Here is a 17,608-nt window from a genome sequence, read left to right on the forward strand (position 1 = left end):
AATTTTTTTCAAAAATGGAAAAAAGGCATTATCCTTTTTGAAATATATAAGAACAGCAAAGAAAGATTAATTTTGTTGAAAGGAGAAATACATGAATTCTATAGCAAAGCTGAATTACCTTATGTGCGTGGCAGGAGACTTTACAGGTCCAATTAGAAAGCTCGCAAAGGTATTAATTACAGTTTCAGGTGCATTGGGAGCCGTCATTGTTATTTATGGAGCAATTAGATTTGCGCTGGCGTTCCAGAAACTTGATCAGCAGGGCGAACATCAGGCTACACTTACAATTGTTGCAGGTGGTATCTTGATTGGAATTTCTGCGGTGTTAGGTGTTTTAGGCGTAGCAGTATAATGTTATCAAGACATAATGAAAGCATAAGTGTCTGATGATTAGTTGGGCGCTTATGCTTTCTTTTATGAGGTGGAAGAGATGAAAGACGTAATAAGAGCACTTTTTGCTGCTGGATTTAAGATATGGGACAATTGTATTAATTTTGCTGGAAAACAGTTTTATCTTTCAACCCAGGAAGCCGGAGAAAAGATCGGAATATGGGATACCATTGAGAATCTTTTTTTTGCAGTAAAAAATAGTGCGATACCACTTGCTACATTGTTTTTTATTATAGCTATATATAAATCAGTAGTAAGTTCGCCTCCTGAGCAAGCGTTGAAAAAATTTTTATCAGATGCACTTAAATATGCAGTAGTACTTCTTGTAATAGATAAACTGGATAAAATCATCTTAGCAATAATGGAATACGCCAATTTATTTGCCAAGAGCTTTGGTATGGCGGGAGAATCAAATCTTTCAAATGGGAGAGAAGCAGCCAATGTAAAAGCATGTGTTGAGAGTTTAGATATGGATTTGGGCGGAGTTGACGTTATGGATTTTGGCGCAACGATAGAGAATTTTTTCGAACAAATGGGTCCTTTTATACTGCTTTTTATATCAGGAGTTATAACAATTTTGGTTTTAGTCGGTTCAGGATTGACAGTCATAGGTATTGCTTACCAAAGGATTATAAAACCTTTAATAATGATACCATTATCAGCAATCGTATTAAGTATGAGTTGTTGTTCTGACGAAGGCTCAAAGACCTTATGGAGTATGGGAAAAAGTTTTTTGGGACTATGTATATCAGGAGGATTTTTTGTGTTTGCCATAAGGCTGGGACAAAATATATCAGGAGCGTTATTAACATTGGCGCCAGTTAGTGATGCTTCAGGTGGTGATGCAACAGAGGTGTTGCTTGCAGTAGTTGGAGCTAATATGTGTGCAATAATAACAACAGGACTTTTAAAATCAATGGATGCGATGGTACAGAAAACATTTAGCTAAGTGGGAGTGTATAAAATGGCAGTACAATTTGAAAGAAATATTAATTTGGAAGATATCGATAGCGATGCATTGTTTGGAATAGAGTATTTAGCTCATCAGACTGTTGGGCAAAAAATAATATTATGGGGAAATGTCATTATAGCCGTATTTGGATTTGTATTCTTACAATTGGTTTATGACGCGCCAGTATTAATTACATTTCCTGTGTTATTTGTTTTCTTGTCGATAGGATTTTTGTTTGGAGCTAATCAAAGCGAAAATCTATCTATAGCAGGATATTTAAAATTGTTGTTTTTTAAACCTAAAAAATATTTGAACTTTAGTTCTACAGAAGATATCAGCTTAATGAAGGAAGAGGCTGTGAAATTAAAGAATGAGGCTGAGATTCAGAAGAAGAGAGAGGTATCAGCTACCCCAGAGGGTCAGAGAAGAAGTCTCATAGTAGTAATTGTATTAATAGTTACATTTATAGTATTTGCAATGGTAATGTTTGGACTGAAAACATATAAGGTAAATAATTCGGTTCATCATACAGTTGGAGCGTTGGTTCAACAACAGAGTCTACTTTAGGAGATAATCCATGCAAATTGATTATGTGAGTGTTTTTGAAAAGCTTAAAGAAAGAGACATATTATTTAACGGTAGAAACAATCTTGCAGTAAAAAAAGAAATAGAGCCATTTATAAATCTTAGAAATCTTAATGAAAGAATGGCTTATAAATATTTGTTGGTACAGTACGAGTTTTATATTTTTCATTCGCTGTATTGTGTCGATTTGATAGAAGCGGGTGTTTGCGAAAGTGATATGTTGCAAATTGGCTTCACAAGCTTTGAAATAGATACAGCAAGGCGGCTTTTAAAACGGTACGGCAGAGCCTTTGAAAAGAAGAAGTATCTCTATTTGGCAAATATAAAGATGGGACTCATAGCCAGTGCCATATGTTTGATACTTGAAAACAAGCCACTGGATTCAGTTCCTATAGAAATATTAGCATCTGCTAGACGTAGAATAAAATATGCAAATGATGAGTATAAGAAGGAGTTAATGATAAGGAGTTCATAGAATGCAAAAAAAGATTCTAATCATAATTATCATTGTAGCATCAGTGTTAATGATTGCCAGTGTAGTATTGTCTCAAACGGGAATACTAGATGCTGGAGAAGCCCAGGCGGCTGGAGATGGTAGCATAGAAGTAATAAATAATGTAGAAGAATTAGAAGATGAATGTTTCTATATCTGGAAGAATTGTAAGGGTAAGAAGATAGATGCAAAAGATAATGAGTTTATCCTATGCCCAGAAGAAAGATCCAATATCGATTATGAAGACAAAGACGATGGAGGAGCTAATTACACTGTTTGGGTAGATTCTTCTAAGGATGGATTGATTCCTACTTTGACCAGTTCAGATATGTTATTATATAAGAGCAAGAAGGGCATCCCTGAGACGTTTGATTTTTTGAGATTATATGAAAATGGATATTCAATAGGTGTTACTTCCCTGGCGCCAGATGATGGTCATTATTATATTAGTGGCTATGATGGTGATATTGATGAATATGTTAATATTAAGAGTGATGCTGGTGAATTGGATGGGTTAAATGTCGAGAGGCTTTATTTTGATAAAGTTGGTGGCGTTTCAGTTGATGAAAACAACATATCTGCGTCAGGAATAATTACTGGATTAAAGAAAAATAAACAGTATGTGTGTGAGTTATATACGGGCACATATTATCAGGATTATATGCTTACATCTAATCAGCATACATTTACTGAGTTTGAGGATTTTGAGTGTAAAGGATATAGTTTCTTACATTCGAGCTGTATTTCGGTTGAGATCCCAGAGTGGTTGTGTACAGGCTACTATTACTTAAATGGTGAGGCGCTGTTTAGATATGTAGATGATAATGATGTTGCAATCTACAATGGCAAGCCATATGATAAAAATATTGATTGGAATGTGCCATTGATTCAATACAATGAAATGGGACAAGTAATATTTGACCCTTCGCAGCCAGTTGATGAAGAATCTATAGCTATAGAAGTGGAGGGAGAACCTGAAGGAGATGAACAAGTCCCTGAAGTAGCAGGTGGAAATACAGCGACTTGGACTTATAATATAGTAAGCGATGAGGCATTTTGTGCAGTAGTTAATGTTACCGCACTTGAGAATAGTGAGCCGGCATATCTATTCGTTACACCTCCTGATGGAGAAGAAGTCAGCTATGAGGAGAAAGACAACCAGATAGTAGTTAACATAGCTAAGCCACAAGAGGGTGAGTACACATTTAGAATAGAAAATATTACAGGAAGAAAGTTTTCTGTTTTATACTCAACCGGTGAGACTTACTATGGAGAAGGAGAGTAGCTAATTTCAACATAGAAATTGAACTATAAAGTAAGCTTAAAATACATCGAACAAAGGAGAATAGTTAAAATGAAAAAGATGAAATTAGTATGGTTATCAATGGCTCTTGTGGGTGCAGTTGCATCTTTTGCAGCCTGTGGAGACAAAGATGGGGAAAATGGACAGCCTTCTGTGGAAATCGGTGGTGACATCGAACCAGAAGGAGATGAAGATGTACCTGAGGGAGGAGCTTTTGGAGCAGAAGTTGCCGAGGACTATCCTATTTCTCCAGAAATGCAGAGCCAGTTAGATGCTTTGGATACTAATTATAAAAAGGTGAACTGGCAGATTGCATATGCACCAGCAGATAATGATGGGATCATTGTATCTGAGACATCTTATATTAATACTAAGGGAAGTCATCATTTAGTCGTAGCATACACAAATCTTACTGATGAAGGTGTTAGTATGTCTTTCGAGGGCTATGCTCAAAATGTATCTGGCGATGTTGTAAAAGATTTAGTAGAAACAGATGTTGAGCTGGGTCCAAAGATTACTATCGTTAGAGATTTAGATTTTGAAAATGATGAACCATCTGGTGAAATTGATTGGAAAAACTTTTCAGTTGTTGCATCAGAAAAAGAATATGTACCATATCAGATTGGTGCTGAATTGCTAACAGAAAACGATGGTGAATACTATATCCAGGGGTCAGTTACAGTAGAAGAAGAATTAGATGTACCAATTGATGGAGATCTTGGATATGGATTTGTGCTTGATGAAGACGGAAATATAATTGAGGGAAATAAGGTAATTACTAATCGAAAAATGAAGTTCTTTACGGATTCATTTGGGGGTAAAAATGCAGATGTTGTATATTATACAAATATCTACAAAGCTTATTAATTGTAAGTTATGAAAATGAGAGAGACTATGTTATAGGCTATCAAGCCTGGCTGCATATATGCAGTCAGGCTTATTTTTGCATATAAAAATTCACGGTCTTTGAAACACCAATTCCACCTGTATTAACATCATTTGAATACCAATCTAGGTAGTTCTATATAGGTCATTTTATAAAAACTACGGTGTTATTAATGATTTTAAGAATAACACCGTAGAAAAATTAAAATATTTCACTAGGTGTATATTATCTCTAGTCTTTTGGAGGGCATCATCAATATTGTGAGAAATAATCACCTATCTTTTCGCAGCTATAATCTCAAATTCTTTAAATTCCTACGGTGCAAAAACCATTTTTTGTATTAAACCCGTAGCTTTTGAAATCCAGTCCAATAGTTATGCCACAGTAGCATTTTGGACCACTAACCCCGTCCCCTAGGACCATTTTAAAAATTTATAGAAAATGGAAAAAAATGATTTTGTTATTTAAATTATTAATGTGGGTAGGAAGACTATTTTATTCATAGAAGATATTTTAAATAGAAAAAATGGGAGTGTTTTGATGAAAATAAAGCTATTAATTTTAGGTATACTAAGCGTCTTAATGTGCCTATGTTTCGTGGGGTGCCAAGGAAGAGTTGATACGAAATCAGAACTTAAACATTATTTGCATTCCAATGGTCATTGGTTATGTAGTATTGAAGAGGGGCCTGTTGAGACCGGTCATGGTGATTTCTATTGGAATGTATATGACAAAACAAATGAAATACACTTTACAGTTTATCAAGAATTAACAGAAGATTTGTATGGTTCAGTAGAAGTTTTTGATAACTATAATGCGAAATTAGTGGAAAAACATATAGATGATTTTCCTGACCATGAAGGTGTTGAGATATACACAAAGGCAGAGTGGGATACAGATCCTATTTTAAGGTTTGAGTTTGCAAATGTTGAAGATTTGGAAAAGAAATGTAAGGTTGTGGAGAAATGTGCAGAATATATAGATACACTGGAGAAAGATATGCATATAGCTGTTTCTGCCAAATATAATAGCCCTCGTGTGGAGTTTTTTAAGGATAATTCTCTGGATGATATAATGGGCAATTTGGATTATGGTTATGGCCTAACTTATGAGGAGATTGAAAATGGTGAATTATTAAAAATGATAAAAGATAAATATTTTAGTTGGGGATACCAATATCGTTTTCAAGAAATAGAATCCGAAATGACAGAAGAAGATATTAAAAATTTTTGGGATGATTCATTTAATAGTTGTATAGTTGTTTATCACAGTGGCGATGAGGATGCCCCTAATAATAAGGACTTCAAAGTGTATGATGATATATATGGTGGTGGATATATTACCTATGGCAATATGTATTATTTATTGATTGAAGAAGGTTTTGATGTAGAAGGTACGACTGACGATTTTACAGTAACTAACATAGATGGACAGAGCTGTAGGTTTTCATATTCATTTGTAGATGACAGCAAGTATAAAACATATTACTTAGTTGATGGTGAAGTAGTACAATGCAGCATTAAATATTTTATGTTAAATACAGTAGAATTTAAGGATTTGTTTGGCCTATCAATAAAAAGTGCAGCAGAGGTTTCAAACACAAATAAATAAAAGCGGAAAGGAAAAGGTAATGGACCAGTAACCCCGTCCCCTAGGATCATTTTGGGCTATTAGTCAAAACTGGTAAGGTTGCCTCTTAGGAATACGTTTTCTTTCCAGGTGTCTTTTATGGGATGGAGAGTATTGCTTTTTACCAGATAATTGAGGTTCTGCCTTGTGCAACCAAGAATATCACATGCAGTTGAGGTATTTACTATGCAGTGATTAGCGAAATCTTTGAAAACAGAAGCAAATATTGGCAGGATTACTCCTTGATTTAGCAAGACAGTTTTACTGATGGAAATAGAATTGTTAAAGGTGATTCCATATCCTCCTGCATCAACTTTCAGAGTCGAGATTATCCTGTTGTTGGAAAGAATAGTTTTTATTTTTGGAACATCATCTATACAGCGCTTTAGATCAATTTCCATGGCTGTATCGTTTTTGAGAAGACATATTATTCGATTATCAACTATAGGAAAGCTCTCGAGTATATTACTAACCTGACGTTCCTTTACCCAATCAGGCAAGTCATTCTCTGAGATTTCAGCTATATAACAAGAATCTTGAGAGGAAATTCCGTTGCTTAATGCAAGTAGCTTACCTTCATTATAAGTGGTGAGCTTGGCATTTTTCAGAATGAGGCCTATATTTTGACGGCCGGTAGGAATAACTCGTTCTTCGACCCAGAGTTTGGAAATATCTTTTGGTACGGTAAAAATATTATTTTTTACTAGCGACGAAAAAAGAATCGGCGCCGTCCACTCATCCAGAAAATCAGCTAATTCTATTACAAACTCATTGGAACGCTCGTAAAAGAAAAGATATCCAATTGCTTTATTAGATTCAATATCCTTATCATGAATTGCAAATATTCTCATAGTATTTATACCTCGATGAAAGCATCTCCCAAATCTTGTCTATATGTTCTACGGATAATATTTTATCCAAATCCTTAAAAATATAATCGCGACTATCTTCAGTTAGCCTCCCTTTGAAAATATAAGGCCTGTTAGATAGAAGAGATATGTTCTCTAATGTTGATCTTGTGCCTATAAAATTCTGACAAGCTCTATCTTCTTGAATATCAAATTTATTAATATCATCCTCAGTAAAACATGAACATAAAAAGGATAAGCCGTGGTCAAAAAGTGGAGCAATTCTTAAGGTCTTCTTTCGGGCATTCCTAAGAACCTCTATATTAGCACCATGTCTATCACGATTGAGAATTAGATAGTCTATAACAATCATAGTATCTATGTATTCCTGCCACCCCTGAGCTACGCAAAAATCATAGTGACTCTGCCCCTGTGCAGCATTGACAGAATAGTAGTTATCTAAAGCGGCTTTCGTCTCTTTGGGCTGTTTAAAATCCTCTGAAGCGCATAGCCATGTTTCGTATATGCGGCCCTCTATTTCAATGTCTGCATGAATTAACTGATAGTGCAGATGCTCTACCTGGAGAATGGTCAGAAGTCTATCGACAATAATCTCGTTAACGCATTCGTGGCCAATGATTCCCTTTTCTGTATCAAAAAGAGAGAGCTTATAGTATATCTTATGTCCGTCAATTGTCTCCTGAGATTTCAAGTAAGTTCCGACAGTTCCGCTGGAATTACGGGCGTGAGACCATTTGAGATGTGTTAAATTCTGTTTTTTTAGTATAACCTTTGTCTCCAATATATCATCCTCCTATGCTAATAATACAATGTTATTTGACGTGCGTCAAATAGATTCTATAATAATCACAAGTTTGTGACGAAAATGAACCACTAATCCCGTCCCCTAGGACCATTTTAAAAATTTATAGAAAATGGAAAAAAACGATTATGTTTTTTAAATTATTAATGTGGATAGGAAGACTATTTTATTCATAGAAGATATTTTAAATAGAAAAAATGGGAGTGTTTTGATGAAAATAAAGCTATTAATTTTAGGTATACTAAGCGCCTTAATGTGCCTATGTTTCGTGGGGTGCCAAGGAAGAGTTGATACGAAATCAGAACTTAAACATTATTTGCATTCCAATGGTCATTGGTTATGTAGTATTGAAGAGGGGCCTGTTGAGACCGGACATGGTGATTTCTATTGGAATGTATATGACAAAACAAATGAAATACACTTTACAGTTTATCAAGAATTGACAGAAGATTTGTATGGTTCAGTGAAAGTTTTTGATAACTATAATGCAAAATTAGTGGAAAAACATATAGATGATTTTCCTGATCATGAAGGTATTGAGATAGATACAGAATCTTCGTGGAGGGGATATCCTATTTTGAGGTTTGAGTATACAAACATTGAAGATCTGGAAAAGAAATATGAAGTTGTGGAGGAATGTGCAGAATATATCAATAAACTGAAAAAAGATATGGAGATAGCTGTTGTAGGTAAATATAACAGCCCTCGTGTAGAGTTCTTTAAGGAAAATTCCTTAGAAGATTTTTATGATTATATAAATAATGGTGATGTTTGCAATTATTTGGATATTAAAAGAGGCGAGGCATTAAAAACAATAAAACATGAGTTATTTGATTGGGGATATGAATATCATATTCCTGAAGTTGAAAACGAGATGACAGAAGATGATATTAGGTATTTTTGGTCAATTCCTTATCATCATCGTATAGCTGTATACCGTAGCGGAAGTCCGGAAGATTCAAACAATAAGGACTACGATATTTATGAGGATATATATATTAATAGCGACATTAATTTTGGAAATCTTTATTATCTATTAGTTAAAGAAGGCTTTGACGTAAAAGGCACAGTAGAGGATTTTACGATTACTAATTTGGAAGGTCAGAATTGTCAATTTTCGTATGCATTCGCCGAAGGGGGTGAGACATATTATTTAGTTGATGGAGAGAAAGTTTTTTGTGATACGAATTATTATGGATTGTATAAAGGAACTATACATAAATTGTTTGGTCTGACGGTAGAGCCTGTAGTGGATGATTCAGATATTAATAAATAAAAGCGGAAAGGAAAAGGTGAGAATATGGCAAATGATAATTATTCAGAGGGAAAGTATTCAGATGAGCAGATAGCATTATTGGAGCAGATTACCTACATAAGTAATGAGGTATTGGCTGCTGCGCACATACCAGATGAGGGAGAAACACCACTATGTCTTCCAATGAAAGAAGGTGTTAAAGTAAAAGACCTCTTAAAAGACTTTACGCCTGAAAAAATAGAGAATCTTCGAGAATGCGGAGATGATATAATTAGCAGTTCGCGTATCAGTGGTGCTGAGTGGGCCAGTATTATTAAGGCAATTAAAGATGATCCAGAATTGATGTCATTAGAAGTAGTCAAATGCCAAAAAAGTGATGATGGTGGAGCAAATTTAAATGTTTGTTATAAGGACAATGAAACAGGTGAAGGCATTATTACATATAAGGGTACTACTGGTCATGATGAGTGGTATGACGATTGCATGGGCATGGTGGAGACCGATACTGATGATCAAAATGCAGCCTATGAATTTTATGAAGAGGTGGAAGACCAGTTTTCAGAGATAACTGTTGCGGGTCATTCTAAGGGGGCAAATAAAGCTATGTACGTCATGATTCGCGCGGATGATGACAAAATTAAAAGGTGCGTAGCTTTTGATGGTCAGGGATTCTCCAATGAATTCTTAGAACACTATGCAGGAGAAATAAAACGTCATGGTAGAAGGATTATAAATTATGCTCTTAGCGTAGATTTTGTTCACGCATTGTTAAAGCAGATTCCTAATGCAGAAATGGAATTTGTTCAGGGATATTGTTTAGGTGATGGTGGACAGTATCATAGTCCTAATTCTTTTTTTATCATGGACGATAATGGGAATATTCAAATGCAGAATGGTGAACCGCAATTTGATATAGTTCCTGAAGATGATGACAATATAAAGCACATTAATGGTTTTACTACATACATAATGGATAATTATCCTAAAGAAGATTTGGAAGAGATGGCCGATTATATGGGGAATTTCGTAGCGCTTTCTCTGGGTGATGAGGATGCAAAAGGGGCTTTCAAATATCTTCTGTCTGAACCAGAAAAACTTAAAAAGATTAAAGAAATGATTCTTGAATATGGCAAGGAGAATAATCTGACGGAGCAGGATTTTAATAGTTTTATTGGTACATTTTTCCCAAATGAAGAGGATGCTCAGCTTGCAGAAAGAATATGCCATGCACTTAATGAAGATGGAATATGTGATGCGCTAATTGATTATTCAGAAAATCATGATAATGGTCTAGTAGGTTTTGCTTCACAAATACAAGATATAGAATATTTGCTTGATCAAGGGGCTGCAGGTACAGGCGCATTTTTGGGAGGAGAAGTTGAACAACAATTCCAGCAATGGGGTTCAGAAATAGATGCAGCCAGCGCTTCAGTAGGTGGGAATGTAGGAACGATAGGAGAAGGACTGGGGAATGCTGTGGAATTTGTCGGGGATATAGCTGGTCAAGGTATTGAAGCAGCTGGAGAATATGGCCCAGAATTATTTACGTTTTTATCAATGCAAGCGATTCCGGTGCATCAGCCAGATTTTGAAAATTATTTTAGTGGATTTTCTATTCATGATGGAGTATCAAATTTTGTGGATAATATGCAAAACATGATTGTAGAAATTGGTGACAATTATCATTTCACGATACCTGAATTGATCCAGCAGGTTAATACTGGAGAAAACAAACAGTTCAATGAAACATATACTCCGATTGAAAATATTGATGAGTATATGAATTCTGTTCGAAAGAGCATTATCAAACCATCAGAAAATCAGCCACAGCCAGTAGCTAGGAAAGCATTTGCTCATTGTTAAACGCATTAAGAAATTGTAGTGAGACATTTACTAAAATGGACCACTAACCCCGTCCCCTAGGTCCATTGCACATTGATACCTAGGTACGTAAAAATATCATAATCATAGGAGGAGACTGGAGAATAATGAAAAAGAAAACAATGAAAATTTTGGCCATGTGTCTATGCTTATCCTCGGTTTTGATGGCATGTGGAGACACCAAGGCACAAAAGGTTACCAAGCAAGAGACGGTAGCTGAAAAAGATTTATCTGTAGAAGAGAAGGATACAAAAAAACAAGGTTCTGGCAAACCTATGGACATAGAATGTGTAACATCTTTTGATCAGATAGATGCAGACTATCTGGCAAATATGACATTTGTGTCAGAAAAGACAGTTGAATATATACAAGCAAAAGACTGTCCATGCACAAATCCGTCCTATAGTAAATATATGTACGAGGACGACAACTGGGATAAACATCTTAATTTTGATTCATACAAATTAGTGGGCAGGACAGTGGCTCCTTGTCATTTTGAAAACAACAAAAATATAGTTGGATTTATATACGAATTACATTATAGCCAGCATACAGAGGTAACAACCTATGCAATTTTATTTTGGTATAACGTTTATCCTATAAAAAGTGAGGTGTCTGATGTAACATGTCACGACTACGGTGGAATTACAGAAGCGGATGGACTGAAGTACTTTGGTTACAGCAGTCTAGATGAACTGAAGGAGAGTTTGAGAAAACCATTTAGACTTGAAGATGGTGAAGAGATTGTAATTGAACCGGTAGAATAGTTGGATAGCATAAACGATATGGAGAATTAATCATGAGAAAAAATAGATTACTGGCACTGGTCATAGCGGGAATAATGATGACTGGTACCGCTTGCGGAAGCAAGACAGATGATGAGGCTGAAAAGCAGACTCCTGAAAATATAAGTTCATTAGCAGATGAGTATGCTAAGAAACTTGGAATGGAATTTGATGCTCCAGAGGGCATTGAGAATGTTAAGTATACAGTGGACACAAAAAATCACATAGGCCAAGTTGAATTTACAGAATCAGGCGTAGATTATGTGTTGAGAATGAAGAAAGCTGAACGCCCAGATCGCAATATTTTAGGAATTGATTGTGAGTGGGATTATGATTATGAGAAACGATTTGGAGAATATGTAGTTGACATTGATAGAGGGCATACAGATGATAAAACTGTAGATTTAGCTTCTTGGATGTTCGACGATACTGATTGGATTTATACAATGGCAACTACAAATGCAGGCAAGGAAGGCGTAGATATTACAGGAGTTGTAGGAACAATTATTGATGTCCACGAGGCAAAATATCAGGAGCAATTAGCTGCATTTTCAGGGTTAGAGGTTTCTCAGTTACCTGATAGTATCTACTCTTCATCTACAGATCAAATCTTGTCTGCTTCTAATGAAAATGGAGTGATTTCTGTGACATTTGAAACTGTGTATGATTATGAAGGACTAATTGAAGGTTTACCGGTCAACCGCCGTGGAACACCGATTATTCCTAATTTTACAATATCTGGTAATGCAGATGAAATAGAGTATGGAATTATAGGTGTAGACAGCGAGTTTGAGGCTAATTCAAATGCCGACGAGATGATAAAAATATTGCAGGATGCTATTAATAATCCAATTCCAGGATGTCCAAGCGTTGACTTTTCTGTTGAAAATGGCAAAATTACAAGAATTTGGATTCTGTACGCATAAAATAAAGGCCCTGTGCACAGGGCCTTTTATTTATCTATCTTAGTTCTTAACCTCGCCCTCATGCTCCATGAGAGTTGCAGATATTACACTGCCAAGGCTGACAAGTTCATTTACCATGTCGCTGCCGGACTTTGTCTTCACCTCGATGATGAGGGTCACGGCTGAGCTTGTTGCTGACTTTGAGTCTACCTTGAAGCTAGATGCATTTTTCTTAACAACATCTATTGCCTGCTTTTCTGCAGCAGAATCATTTAATTTTAAAATCAAAAGCTGTGGTGCTGAAAATGCTGGAACAAGATTTAAAAGCACGATTCCGATTGTGACAAATACAGCGATAAGTACGCCTAGTGAGAAGAGGCCAGCGCCGCAAATGATACCAGTGCCGATTGACCAGAACAGGAAGAGCAAATCCATTGGCTCTTTGATGGCTGTTCTAAATCTTACGATTGAAAGAGCACCGACCATACCAAGAGAAATAACAAGATTTGACTGCATAGCCAAGATGATGCCGGCTGTAATCTCTGAAATGATTGCCATTGAGATGGCGTAGTTCTTATTGTAGAAGCTGCTTCGGGTGATGAAGCGATACACCATGAAAATGTAAAGTGCAATTAGGAATGTCTCTATTAAAACAACGGAAACATATTTTGCTGACATATCAGCTGTAGAAAAACTCTCAAGAACTGATTTCTTAATAATATCTGAAAAACTCATGATAATACCTCTCTTACTATTGCGTATTTTGAAAATGATTGTCGCTGTAAATTATTAATATCAACTAGCTGTAAAATGTGTCGTGGCAAAAACTCGTCGTATTTTACCTCAAGTATGTGCATGCCAGGATTCATAACTGGCAGGGCAAATTCCTCATCGTTGTCTAGGAAACGCTCCACCTCGGTGCTGCCGCGCAAGTTCATGTCAAATGTGATTCGCACATTTCCGGCTGGCTCAACAAATGCACATCTGTCATATTCTACGATGCATTTTGGCTGCATTCCCGATTTTAGGTTGGCAGCTAAAAGCTCTGTGGTGAGACGTCCATTGGTCTCATCATAACCACCTGCCAGATAGCTTTTAACCTGGTTAATATCAAGGCTCTCTGACTCTTTTTTAGTCATGCCCCGCTTTTTATACTTTTTCTCCAGATTAATGTAGTCTAAATTGCCACGGTAAAAACGGATTCTATATTTAAATCGATCGTCGGTGCCCGCTAGATTTTCACCTAAACAGCTATCAAAATAATCATCGAAATAAAGGCTTCTGATGGTGTAAAAATCACCTTGCTGATGTTCGTCATTTTCCATAAATGGCGCCAGCCTGTATCTCAGTTTTTCGATAGTTAAATCAGACACCATAAATTTCAATTCATGGCGATATTCCAATTTTACTTCCTCGCTATTAGTTATTGTTTCAAAACTCGATATTGCTATAATAATACATAAGTATTTTGAAAGGCAATCTATTTAGATAAATGACAAAGAAAAAATTAACCTCAATAGTGATTATTGGGATTTCATTGATAATAGCTACAGTGGTTTTGATCACTCACAAAAGCGATATTGCAGTGACTCATTCCAGTGACTTATACATAGATGATGCTACCTATGAGAGTATTGTCACTAGCCGTATGCCAAGTGAGCTGCCCCTGACTATCAATATTTCTTTTGATGGGCAGAGCCTTATCTATGACAGCGATACCAATAGTTTTTACTATTCTGTTGTGGAGAATTCTGACACCGCTTTTTGCCCAGAGGTTCTCACAGATGAGGGGCTGACTGTATCCCTCCACGGCCCTGAGATTTCTCCGGAGATTATTGCGGCTAACCAGCCTATAGAACTTGTTATTTATAATAAGGAAAGTTTTAGCATAGCAAATCTTGTTTGCACCACTCTTCCTGTGGTGAACGTGGCAATTGATGAGGCTACTGTAGCAGAGCAGGGACTTGATGATACATTTGACATCATTTCTTATACGGGAAGCTCTATTTATGTTTTTGATAATCGTGCTGATTTTGACGACGTGAGTCGCACCACTATTTCCGATGCCAAAATCAGACGTCATGGTCAGTCCACTGCAGGTTATCCATTAAAGGGCTATCGTTTCAGCCTGCTTTCAGATAAAAATGATTTCGAGGGAGAAAAAAGAAAAGAGAATCTCCTGGGCCTTCGAAAAGATGACGACTGGGTGCTGTCCGCATCATATCGTGATTACGAAAAGGTGAGAAATGTTTTCTCCATGAATCTCTGGTATGAGTCCTGCACAGACCACAATCAGTGGCGGGTAAACAATTCCACCCAGTACAAATATATCGAGCTATTTTTCAATGGTCACTACCATGGCCTATATGCTCTATGCTACAGGATTGATGCCAAGGAACTTGGCACCGGCGAGGGTGAGAGTACCTTTAAGAAAAAGGACTGGACCATGAGTGAGTACGACCTGGATCTTACATATGAGGAGTATCCTGATGGCTCAGGTGGCGCATATGTGTTGCCGGGATATTCTATAAAAGATGGAGATGCAGCCGACTACAACACTTTGCTTCAGCTCTATATAAATATGAATTATTCACCTGACCCAAATGTTGTCAGGATGACCACTGACATGGACAATGCCATCGACCTTTGGCTCCTTTATAAATTGACACAGGCGGTTGACAATGTCTATGGTGGCAATGTTAAAAATATGTACGTGACCATCAAAAATTCAGATCAGGGTATCGAGGGCCATGAGCTTCTTTTTACGCCTTGGGATATGGATCAGACTTGGAGATATGTTTCCGAGGCTGCCGAGGGTCAGTACAGCAGGCCAGACTATGATTTGCCTCTAGAGTGGGGTACTGTTTATCGCCTTATAGCAATCGGAGATGCTACTATCAATTCCGAGATAAAGGAGCGATATCAAGAACTTCGCGCAGATGCTTGGTCTGATGAAAATGTTTTGGCAATGCTTGATGAATACGAGGCTGACATTTATGGCTCGGGCGCATTTGCCCGTACACAGGCAAAATATATGGCAGGCTCCTACAACGACCCAAGCGTTGGTCTATCAGAATTTAAATCTTATGTGTTAGCAAGGCTTGCTTGCATGGATGCATATATTGGTGCGCTTTAAATTAGGTATTTTATGGAACAATCGACTTTTAGAAATTCAAAGATAACAAAATCAATATTGCTCCTTGTTGTTGCATGTCTTGTGCTTGTGGCTGTTATTTTTATAGATAACAGGCTTCACGGTGGATTTTATTGGGATAAGATTCAGCTTAGTGATAGGGATTTTTCAGCATATAGCCAGAGTATCACAAGCGATACACCTCTTGTGACAGATATATATTTCAATGATGAAAAGCTAATCTATGACTATGTAGACAATACATTTTACTATTCAATCACTGGCGAGGATGGATACACTCCATTTATAACTTTGGCGGACGCTGGTGCATCTACTAAGGATTTGCTTTTGGCTCAAAGTCCTAGGGTGGCTATCTACCCGGGTGAGACTATGAAGCTAGTATTGTACTCGGGTGATTCCGTCAGCATTTCTAATTTGGTATTTACAACACTTCCAGTGATGAACATTTCTATTTCACCAGAGACTATTGATGAGCTGGGACTTGATGAGACCTTTGCTATCTATGATTATGCTCCTGTTGAGATGGATTTATTTGACAACAGTGATGATTTTGATGGAGCTAGCCGTAGCATTCACAAGTCAGCCAAAATCCATATGAGGGGCGGCACTACGATCGACGCTCCTCAGAAAAGCTATCGCATGTCGCTGCTTGATGATTCCGGGAAGATGGATTCTAAGTCCAAGACGGACTTGTTAGGACTTCGAGAGGATGATGACTGGATTTTATTTGCAGCATACTCTGACTATGAGAAAATCAGAACAGTGTTTTCTATGAACCTGTGGCATGATATGGCAGCTGGTGACAATGAATGGAACGCACCGGTTTCCAATGAGTACAGATTTTTTGAGCTATTTATAAATGGCAGATACCACGGCCTTTATGCTCTCACATATCCAATCGATGACAAGGAATTCAAGCTAAAGGATGATGAGACTCTTTTCAAGAAAAAGGATTGGGCAGGTTCCGAGTATTCAATTGATTTAGAGTATAGTGAGTATGAGGACGGCTCTGGCGGAATATACATTTTACCTGGTTATTCTGTGCAGGATGGAGATGCCGGTTCCTTTGAACAGCTTCACAATCTCTACTATGAGATGGCATACTCCGGAGAGCCAGCTACAATTAGGGCTACTTCTGATATTGATAATTCCATTGACCTGTGGCTTTTTTACAAACTGACTCAGGCGGTGGACAATGTATACGGTCAGGGAGTGAAAAATCTCTACACTGCCACCAAAAAATCCGACGAAGGAATTGATGGCTACAAGCTTCTCTTTGCTCCATGGGATATGGACCAAACATTTGGAAATAGATATGTGGATGGCGAGGGCAGACACGGCATTTCTTCATATTTTAATACGCCGGACTATGACCTTCCTATGGAGTGGTCTACAGTTTATTTTCTCATGCAAGCTGGGGACCTTGAGATTACCTCTCAGGTAAAGGACCGCTATCAGCAGCTTAGATCAGGACTTTGGTCTGATGAGAATATTTCTGCCATGATTTCAGAATATGACTCTGAAATATACGGCTCGGGAGCCTTTGCGCGTACCATGAATCGCTGGCCAGATGGCAACTACCACGACCCTACTGTGGGACTGTTGGATTTTGAAAACTATGTACTAGCGCGTCTTGCTTGCATGGATTTATATATCCAGTCACTTTGACATAGGCTATCAGTGTTTTATAATGGGATAAAATAATTTTGGAGAATAAGT

At 37.1% G+C, this 17,608-nt stretch carries 17 protein-coding genes; 13 read left to right on the forward strand and 4 right to left on the reverse strand.

From position 1 onward, the window contains the following. The first annotated feature begins 91 nt into the window (after window positions 1-91). The 7 genes from F0Q01_RS10810 to F0Q01_RS10840 all read left to right on the forward strand — a co-directional run bounded on the left by F0Q01_RS10810 (window position 92) and on the right by F0Q01_RS10840 (window position 6,220). The gene (locus F0Q01_RS10810) at window positions 92-352 is read left to right on the forward strand and encodes a hypothetical protein (protein ID WP_090488842.1); all 261 of its coding nucleotides are present in this window, start codon (window positions 92-94) and stop codon (window positions 350-352) included. Between the two features lie 78 nt (window positions 353-430). After that, window positions 431-1,339, forward strand: coding sequence for a hypothetical protein (locus F0Q01_RS10815; RefSeq protein ID WP_090488844.1), 909 nt, complete (start codon window positions 431-433; stop codon window positions 1,337-1,339). A gap of 15 nt (window positions 1,340-1,354) precedes the next feature. Further along, window positions 1,355-1,909 carry a hypothetical protein gene (locus F0Q01_RS10820; protein ID WP_090488846.1) on the forward strand — a complete coding sequence of 185 codons (555 nt, stop codon included), beginning with the start codon at window positions 1,355-1,357 and terminating at the stop codon, window positions 1,907-1,909. 10 nt (window positions 1,910-1,919) lie between these two features. Beyond that, complete coding sequence (locus tag F0Q01_RS10825) at window positions 1,920-2,402, forward strand: hypothetical protein (RefSeq protein ID WP_090488848.1); 483 nt, start codon at window positions 1,920-1,922, stop codon at window positions 2,400-2,402. 1 nt (window position 2,403) lies between these two features. Further along, complete coding sequence (locus F0Q01_RS10830) at window positions 2,404-3,705, forward strand: hypothetical protein (RefSeq protein WP_090488850.1); 1,302 nt, start codon at window positions 2,404-2,406, stop codon at window positions 3,703-3,705. Window positions 3,706-3,774: 69 nt separating this feature from the next. Continuing rightward, complete coding sequence (locus F0Q01_RS10835; RefSeq protein ID WP_090488852.1) at window positions 3,775-4,590, forward strand: hypothetical protein; 816 nt, start codon at window positions 3,775-3,777, stop codon at window positions 4,588-4,590. Between the two features lie 496 nt (window positions 4,591-5,086). Continuing rightward, window positions 5,087-6,220: a hypothetical protein gene (locus F0Q01_RS10840; protein ID WP_143096659.1), complete on the forward strand. Its 1,134-nt coding sequence runs from the start codon at window positions 5,087-5,089 to the stop codon at window positions 6,218-6,220. Between the two features lie 59 nt (window positions 6,221-6,279). Here the strand turns inward: F0Q01_RS10840 and F0Q01_RS13780 are convergent, their stop codons facing one another. Next, entirely contained in the window at window positions 6,280-7,089 is an 810-nt protein-coding gene (locus F0Q01_RS13780; protein WP_205467982.1) for a hypothetical protein, read from the reverse strand. Further along, window positions 7,067-7,888 (reverse strand): hypothetical protein, encoded by an 822-nt coding sequence (locus F0Q01_RS10850; protein WP_090488856.1) that lies wholly within the window; start codon window positions 7,886-7,888, stop codon window positions 7,067-7,069. Before F0Q01_RS10850 ends, F0Q01_RS13780 begins: the two co-directional genes overlap by 23 nt. Before the next feature lie 169 nt (window positions 7,889-8,057). On the opposite strand from F0Q01_RS10850, the gene F0Q01_RS10855 reads away from it, so the two are divergent. The 4 genes from F0Q01_RS10855 to F0Q01_RS10870 all read left to right on the forward strand — a co-directional run bounded on the left by F0Q01_RS10855 (window position 8,058) and on the right by F0Q01_RS10870 (window position 12,756). Next, window positions 8,058-9,185: a hypothetical protein gene (locus F0Q01_RS10855; protein WP_143096660.1), complete on the forward strand. Its 1,128-nt coding sequence runs from the start codon at window positions 8,058-8,060 to the stop codon at window positions 9,183-9,185. Between the two features lie 24 nt (window positions 9,186-9,209). Further along, window positions 9,210-11,027: an Mbeg1-like protein gene (locus F0Q01_RS10860; protein ID WP_090488860.1), complete on the forward strand. Its 1,818-nt coding sequence runs from the start codon at window positions 9,210-9,212 to the stop codon at window positions 11,025-11,027. 125 nt (window positions 11,028-11,152) lie between these two features. Beyond that, entirely contained in the window at window positions 11,153-11,812 is a 660-nt protein-coding gene (locus F0Q01_RS10865; RefSeq protein ID WP_090488863.1) for a hypothetical protein, read from the forward strand. A 32-nt stretch (window positions 11,813-11,844) separates the two neighbouring features. Continuing rightward, window positions 11,845-12,756, forward strand: a complete 912-nt coding sequence (locus F0Q01_RS10870) for a hypothetical protein (protein ID WP_090488865.1) — start codon at window positions 11,845-11,847, stop codon at window positions 12,754-12,756. A 39-nt stretch (window positions 12,757-12,795) separates the two neighbouring features. Here F0Q01_RS10870 and F0Q01_RS10875 read toward each other — a convergent pair whose 3' ends face one another. Both F0Q01_RS10875 and F0Q01_RS10880 read right to left on the reverse strand, forming a co-directional pair. Continuing rightward, on the reverse strand, window positions 12,796-13,470 hold the full coding sequence (locus F0Q01_RS10875; RefSeq protein ID WP_090488867.1) for a DUF4956 domain-containing protein: 675 nt from the start codon (window positions 13,468-13,470) through the stop codon (window positions 12,796-12,798). Next, a complete protein-coding gene (locus tag F0Q01_RS10880) occupies window positions 13,467-14,138 on the reverse strand; it encodes a polyphosphate polymerase domain-containing protein (RefSeq protein WP_090488869.1) in 672 nt (223 codons plus the stop codon). Before F0Q01_RS10880 ends, F0Q01_RS10875 begins: the two co-directional genes overlap by 4 nt. An 89-nt stretch (window positions 14,139-14,227) precedes the next feature. On the opposite strand from F0Q01_RS10880, the gene F0Q01_RS10885 reads away from it, so the two are divergent. After that, window positions 14,228-15,871 carry a CotH kinase family protein gene (locus tag F0Q01_RS10885; RefSeq protein WP_090488871.1) on the forward strand — a complete coding sequence of 548 codons (1,644 nt, stop codon included), beginning with the start codon at window positions 14,228-14,230 and terminating at the stop codon, window positions 15,869-15,871. A 12-nt stretch (window positions 15,872-15,883) separates the two neighbouring features. Next, window positions 15,884-17,557, forward strand: a complete 1,674-nt coding sequence (locus F0Q01_RS10890; protein ID WP_090488872.1) for a CotH kinase family protein — start codon at window positions 15,884-15,886, stop codon at window positions 17,555-17,557. Window positions 17,558-17,608: the final 51 nt, after the last annotated feature.

The organism is Pseudobutyrivibrio xylanivorans (genome assembly GCF_010906925.1).
Lineage (GTDB): Bacteria > Bacillota > Clostridia > Lachnospirales > Lachnospiraceae > Pseudobutyrivibrio.

Coding starts and splice junctions, on each gene's coding strand:
- F0Q01_RS10885 (WP_090488871.1), top strand. CDS start 14,228: ATGACAAAGAAAAAATTAACCTCAATAGTGATTATTGGGATTTCATTG.
- F0Q01_RS10825 (WP_090488848.1), top strand. CDS start 1,920: ATGCAAATTGATTATGTGAGTGTTTTTGAAAAGCTTAAAGAAAGAGAC.
- F0Q01_RS10810 (WP_090488842.1), top strand. CDS start 92: ATGAATTCTATAGCAAAGCTGAATTACCTTATGTGCGTGGCAGGAGAC.
- F0Q01_RS10865 (WP_090488863.1), top strand. CDS start 11,153: ATGAAAAAGAAAACAATGAAAATTTTGGCCATGTGTCTATGCTTATCC.
- F0Q01_RS13780 (WP_205467982.1), bottom strand. CDS start 7,089: ATGAGAATATTTGCAATTCATGATAAGGATATTGAATCTAATAAAGCA.
- F0Q01_RS10870 (WP_090488865.1), top strand. CDS start 11,845: ATGAGAAAAAATAGATTACTGGCACTGGTCATAGCGGGAATAATGATG.
- F0Q01_RS10815 (WP_090488844.1), top strand. CDS start 431: ATGAAAGACGTAATAAGAGCACTTTTTGCTGCTGGATTTAAGATATGG.
- F0Q01_RS10875 (WP_090488867.1), bottom strand. CDS start 13,470: ATGAGTTTTTCAGATATTATTAAGAAATCAGTTCTTGAGAGTTTTTCT.
- F0Q01_RS10860 (WP_090488860.1), top strand. CDS start 9,210: ATGGCAAATGATAATTATTCAGAGGGAAAGTATTCAGATGAGCAGATA.
- F0Q01_RS10820 (WP_090488846.1), top strand. CDS start 1,355: ATGGCAGTACAATTTGAAAGAAATATTAATTTGGAAGATATCGATAGC.
- F0Q01_RS10890 (WP_090488872.1), top strand. CDS start 15,884: ATGGAACAATCGACTTTTAGAAATTCAAAGATAACAAAATCAATATTG.
- F0Q01_RS10835 (WP_090488852.1), top strand. CDS start 3,775: ATGAAAAAGATGAAATTAGTATGGTTATCAATGGCTCTTGTGGGTGCA.
- F0Q01_RS10830 (WP_090488850.1), top strand. CDS start 2,404: ATGCAAAAAAAGATTCTAATCATAATTATCATTGTAGCATCAGTGTTA.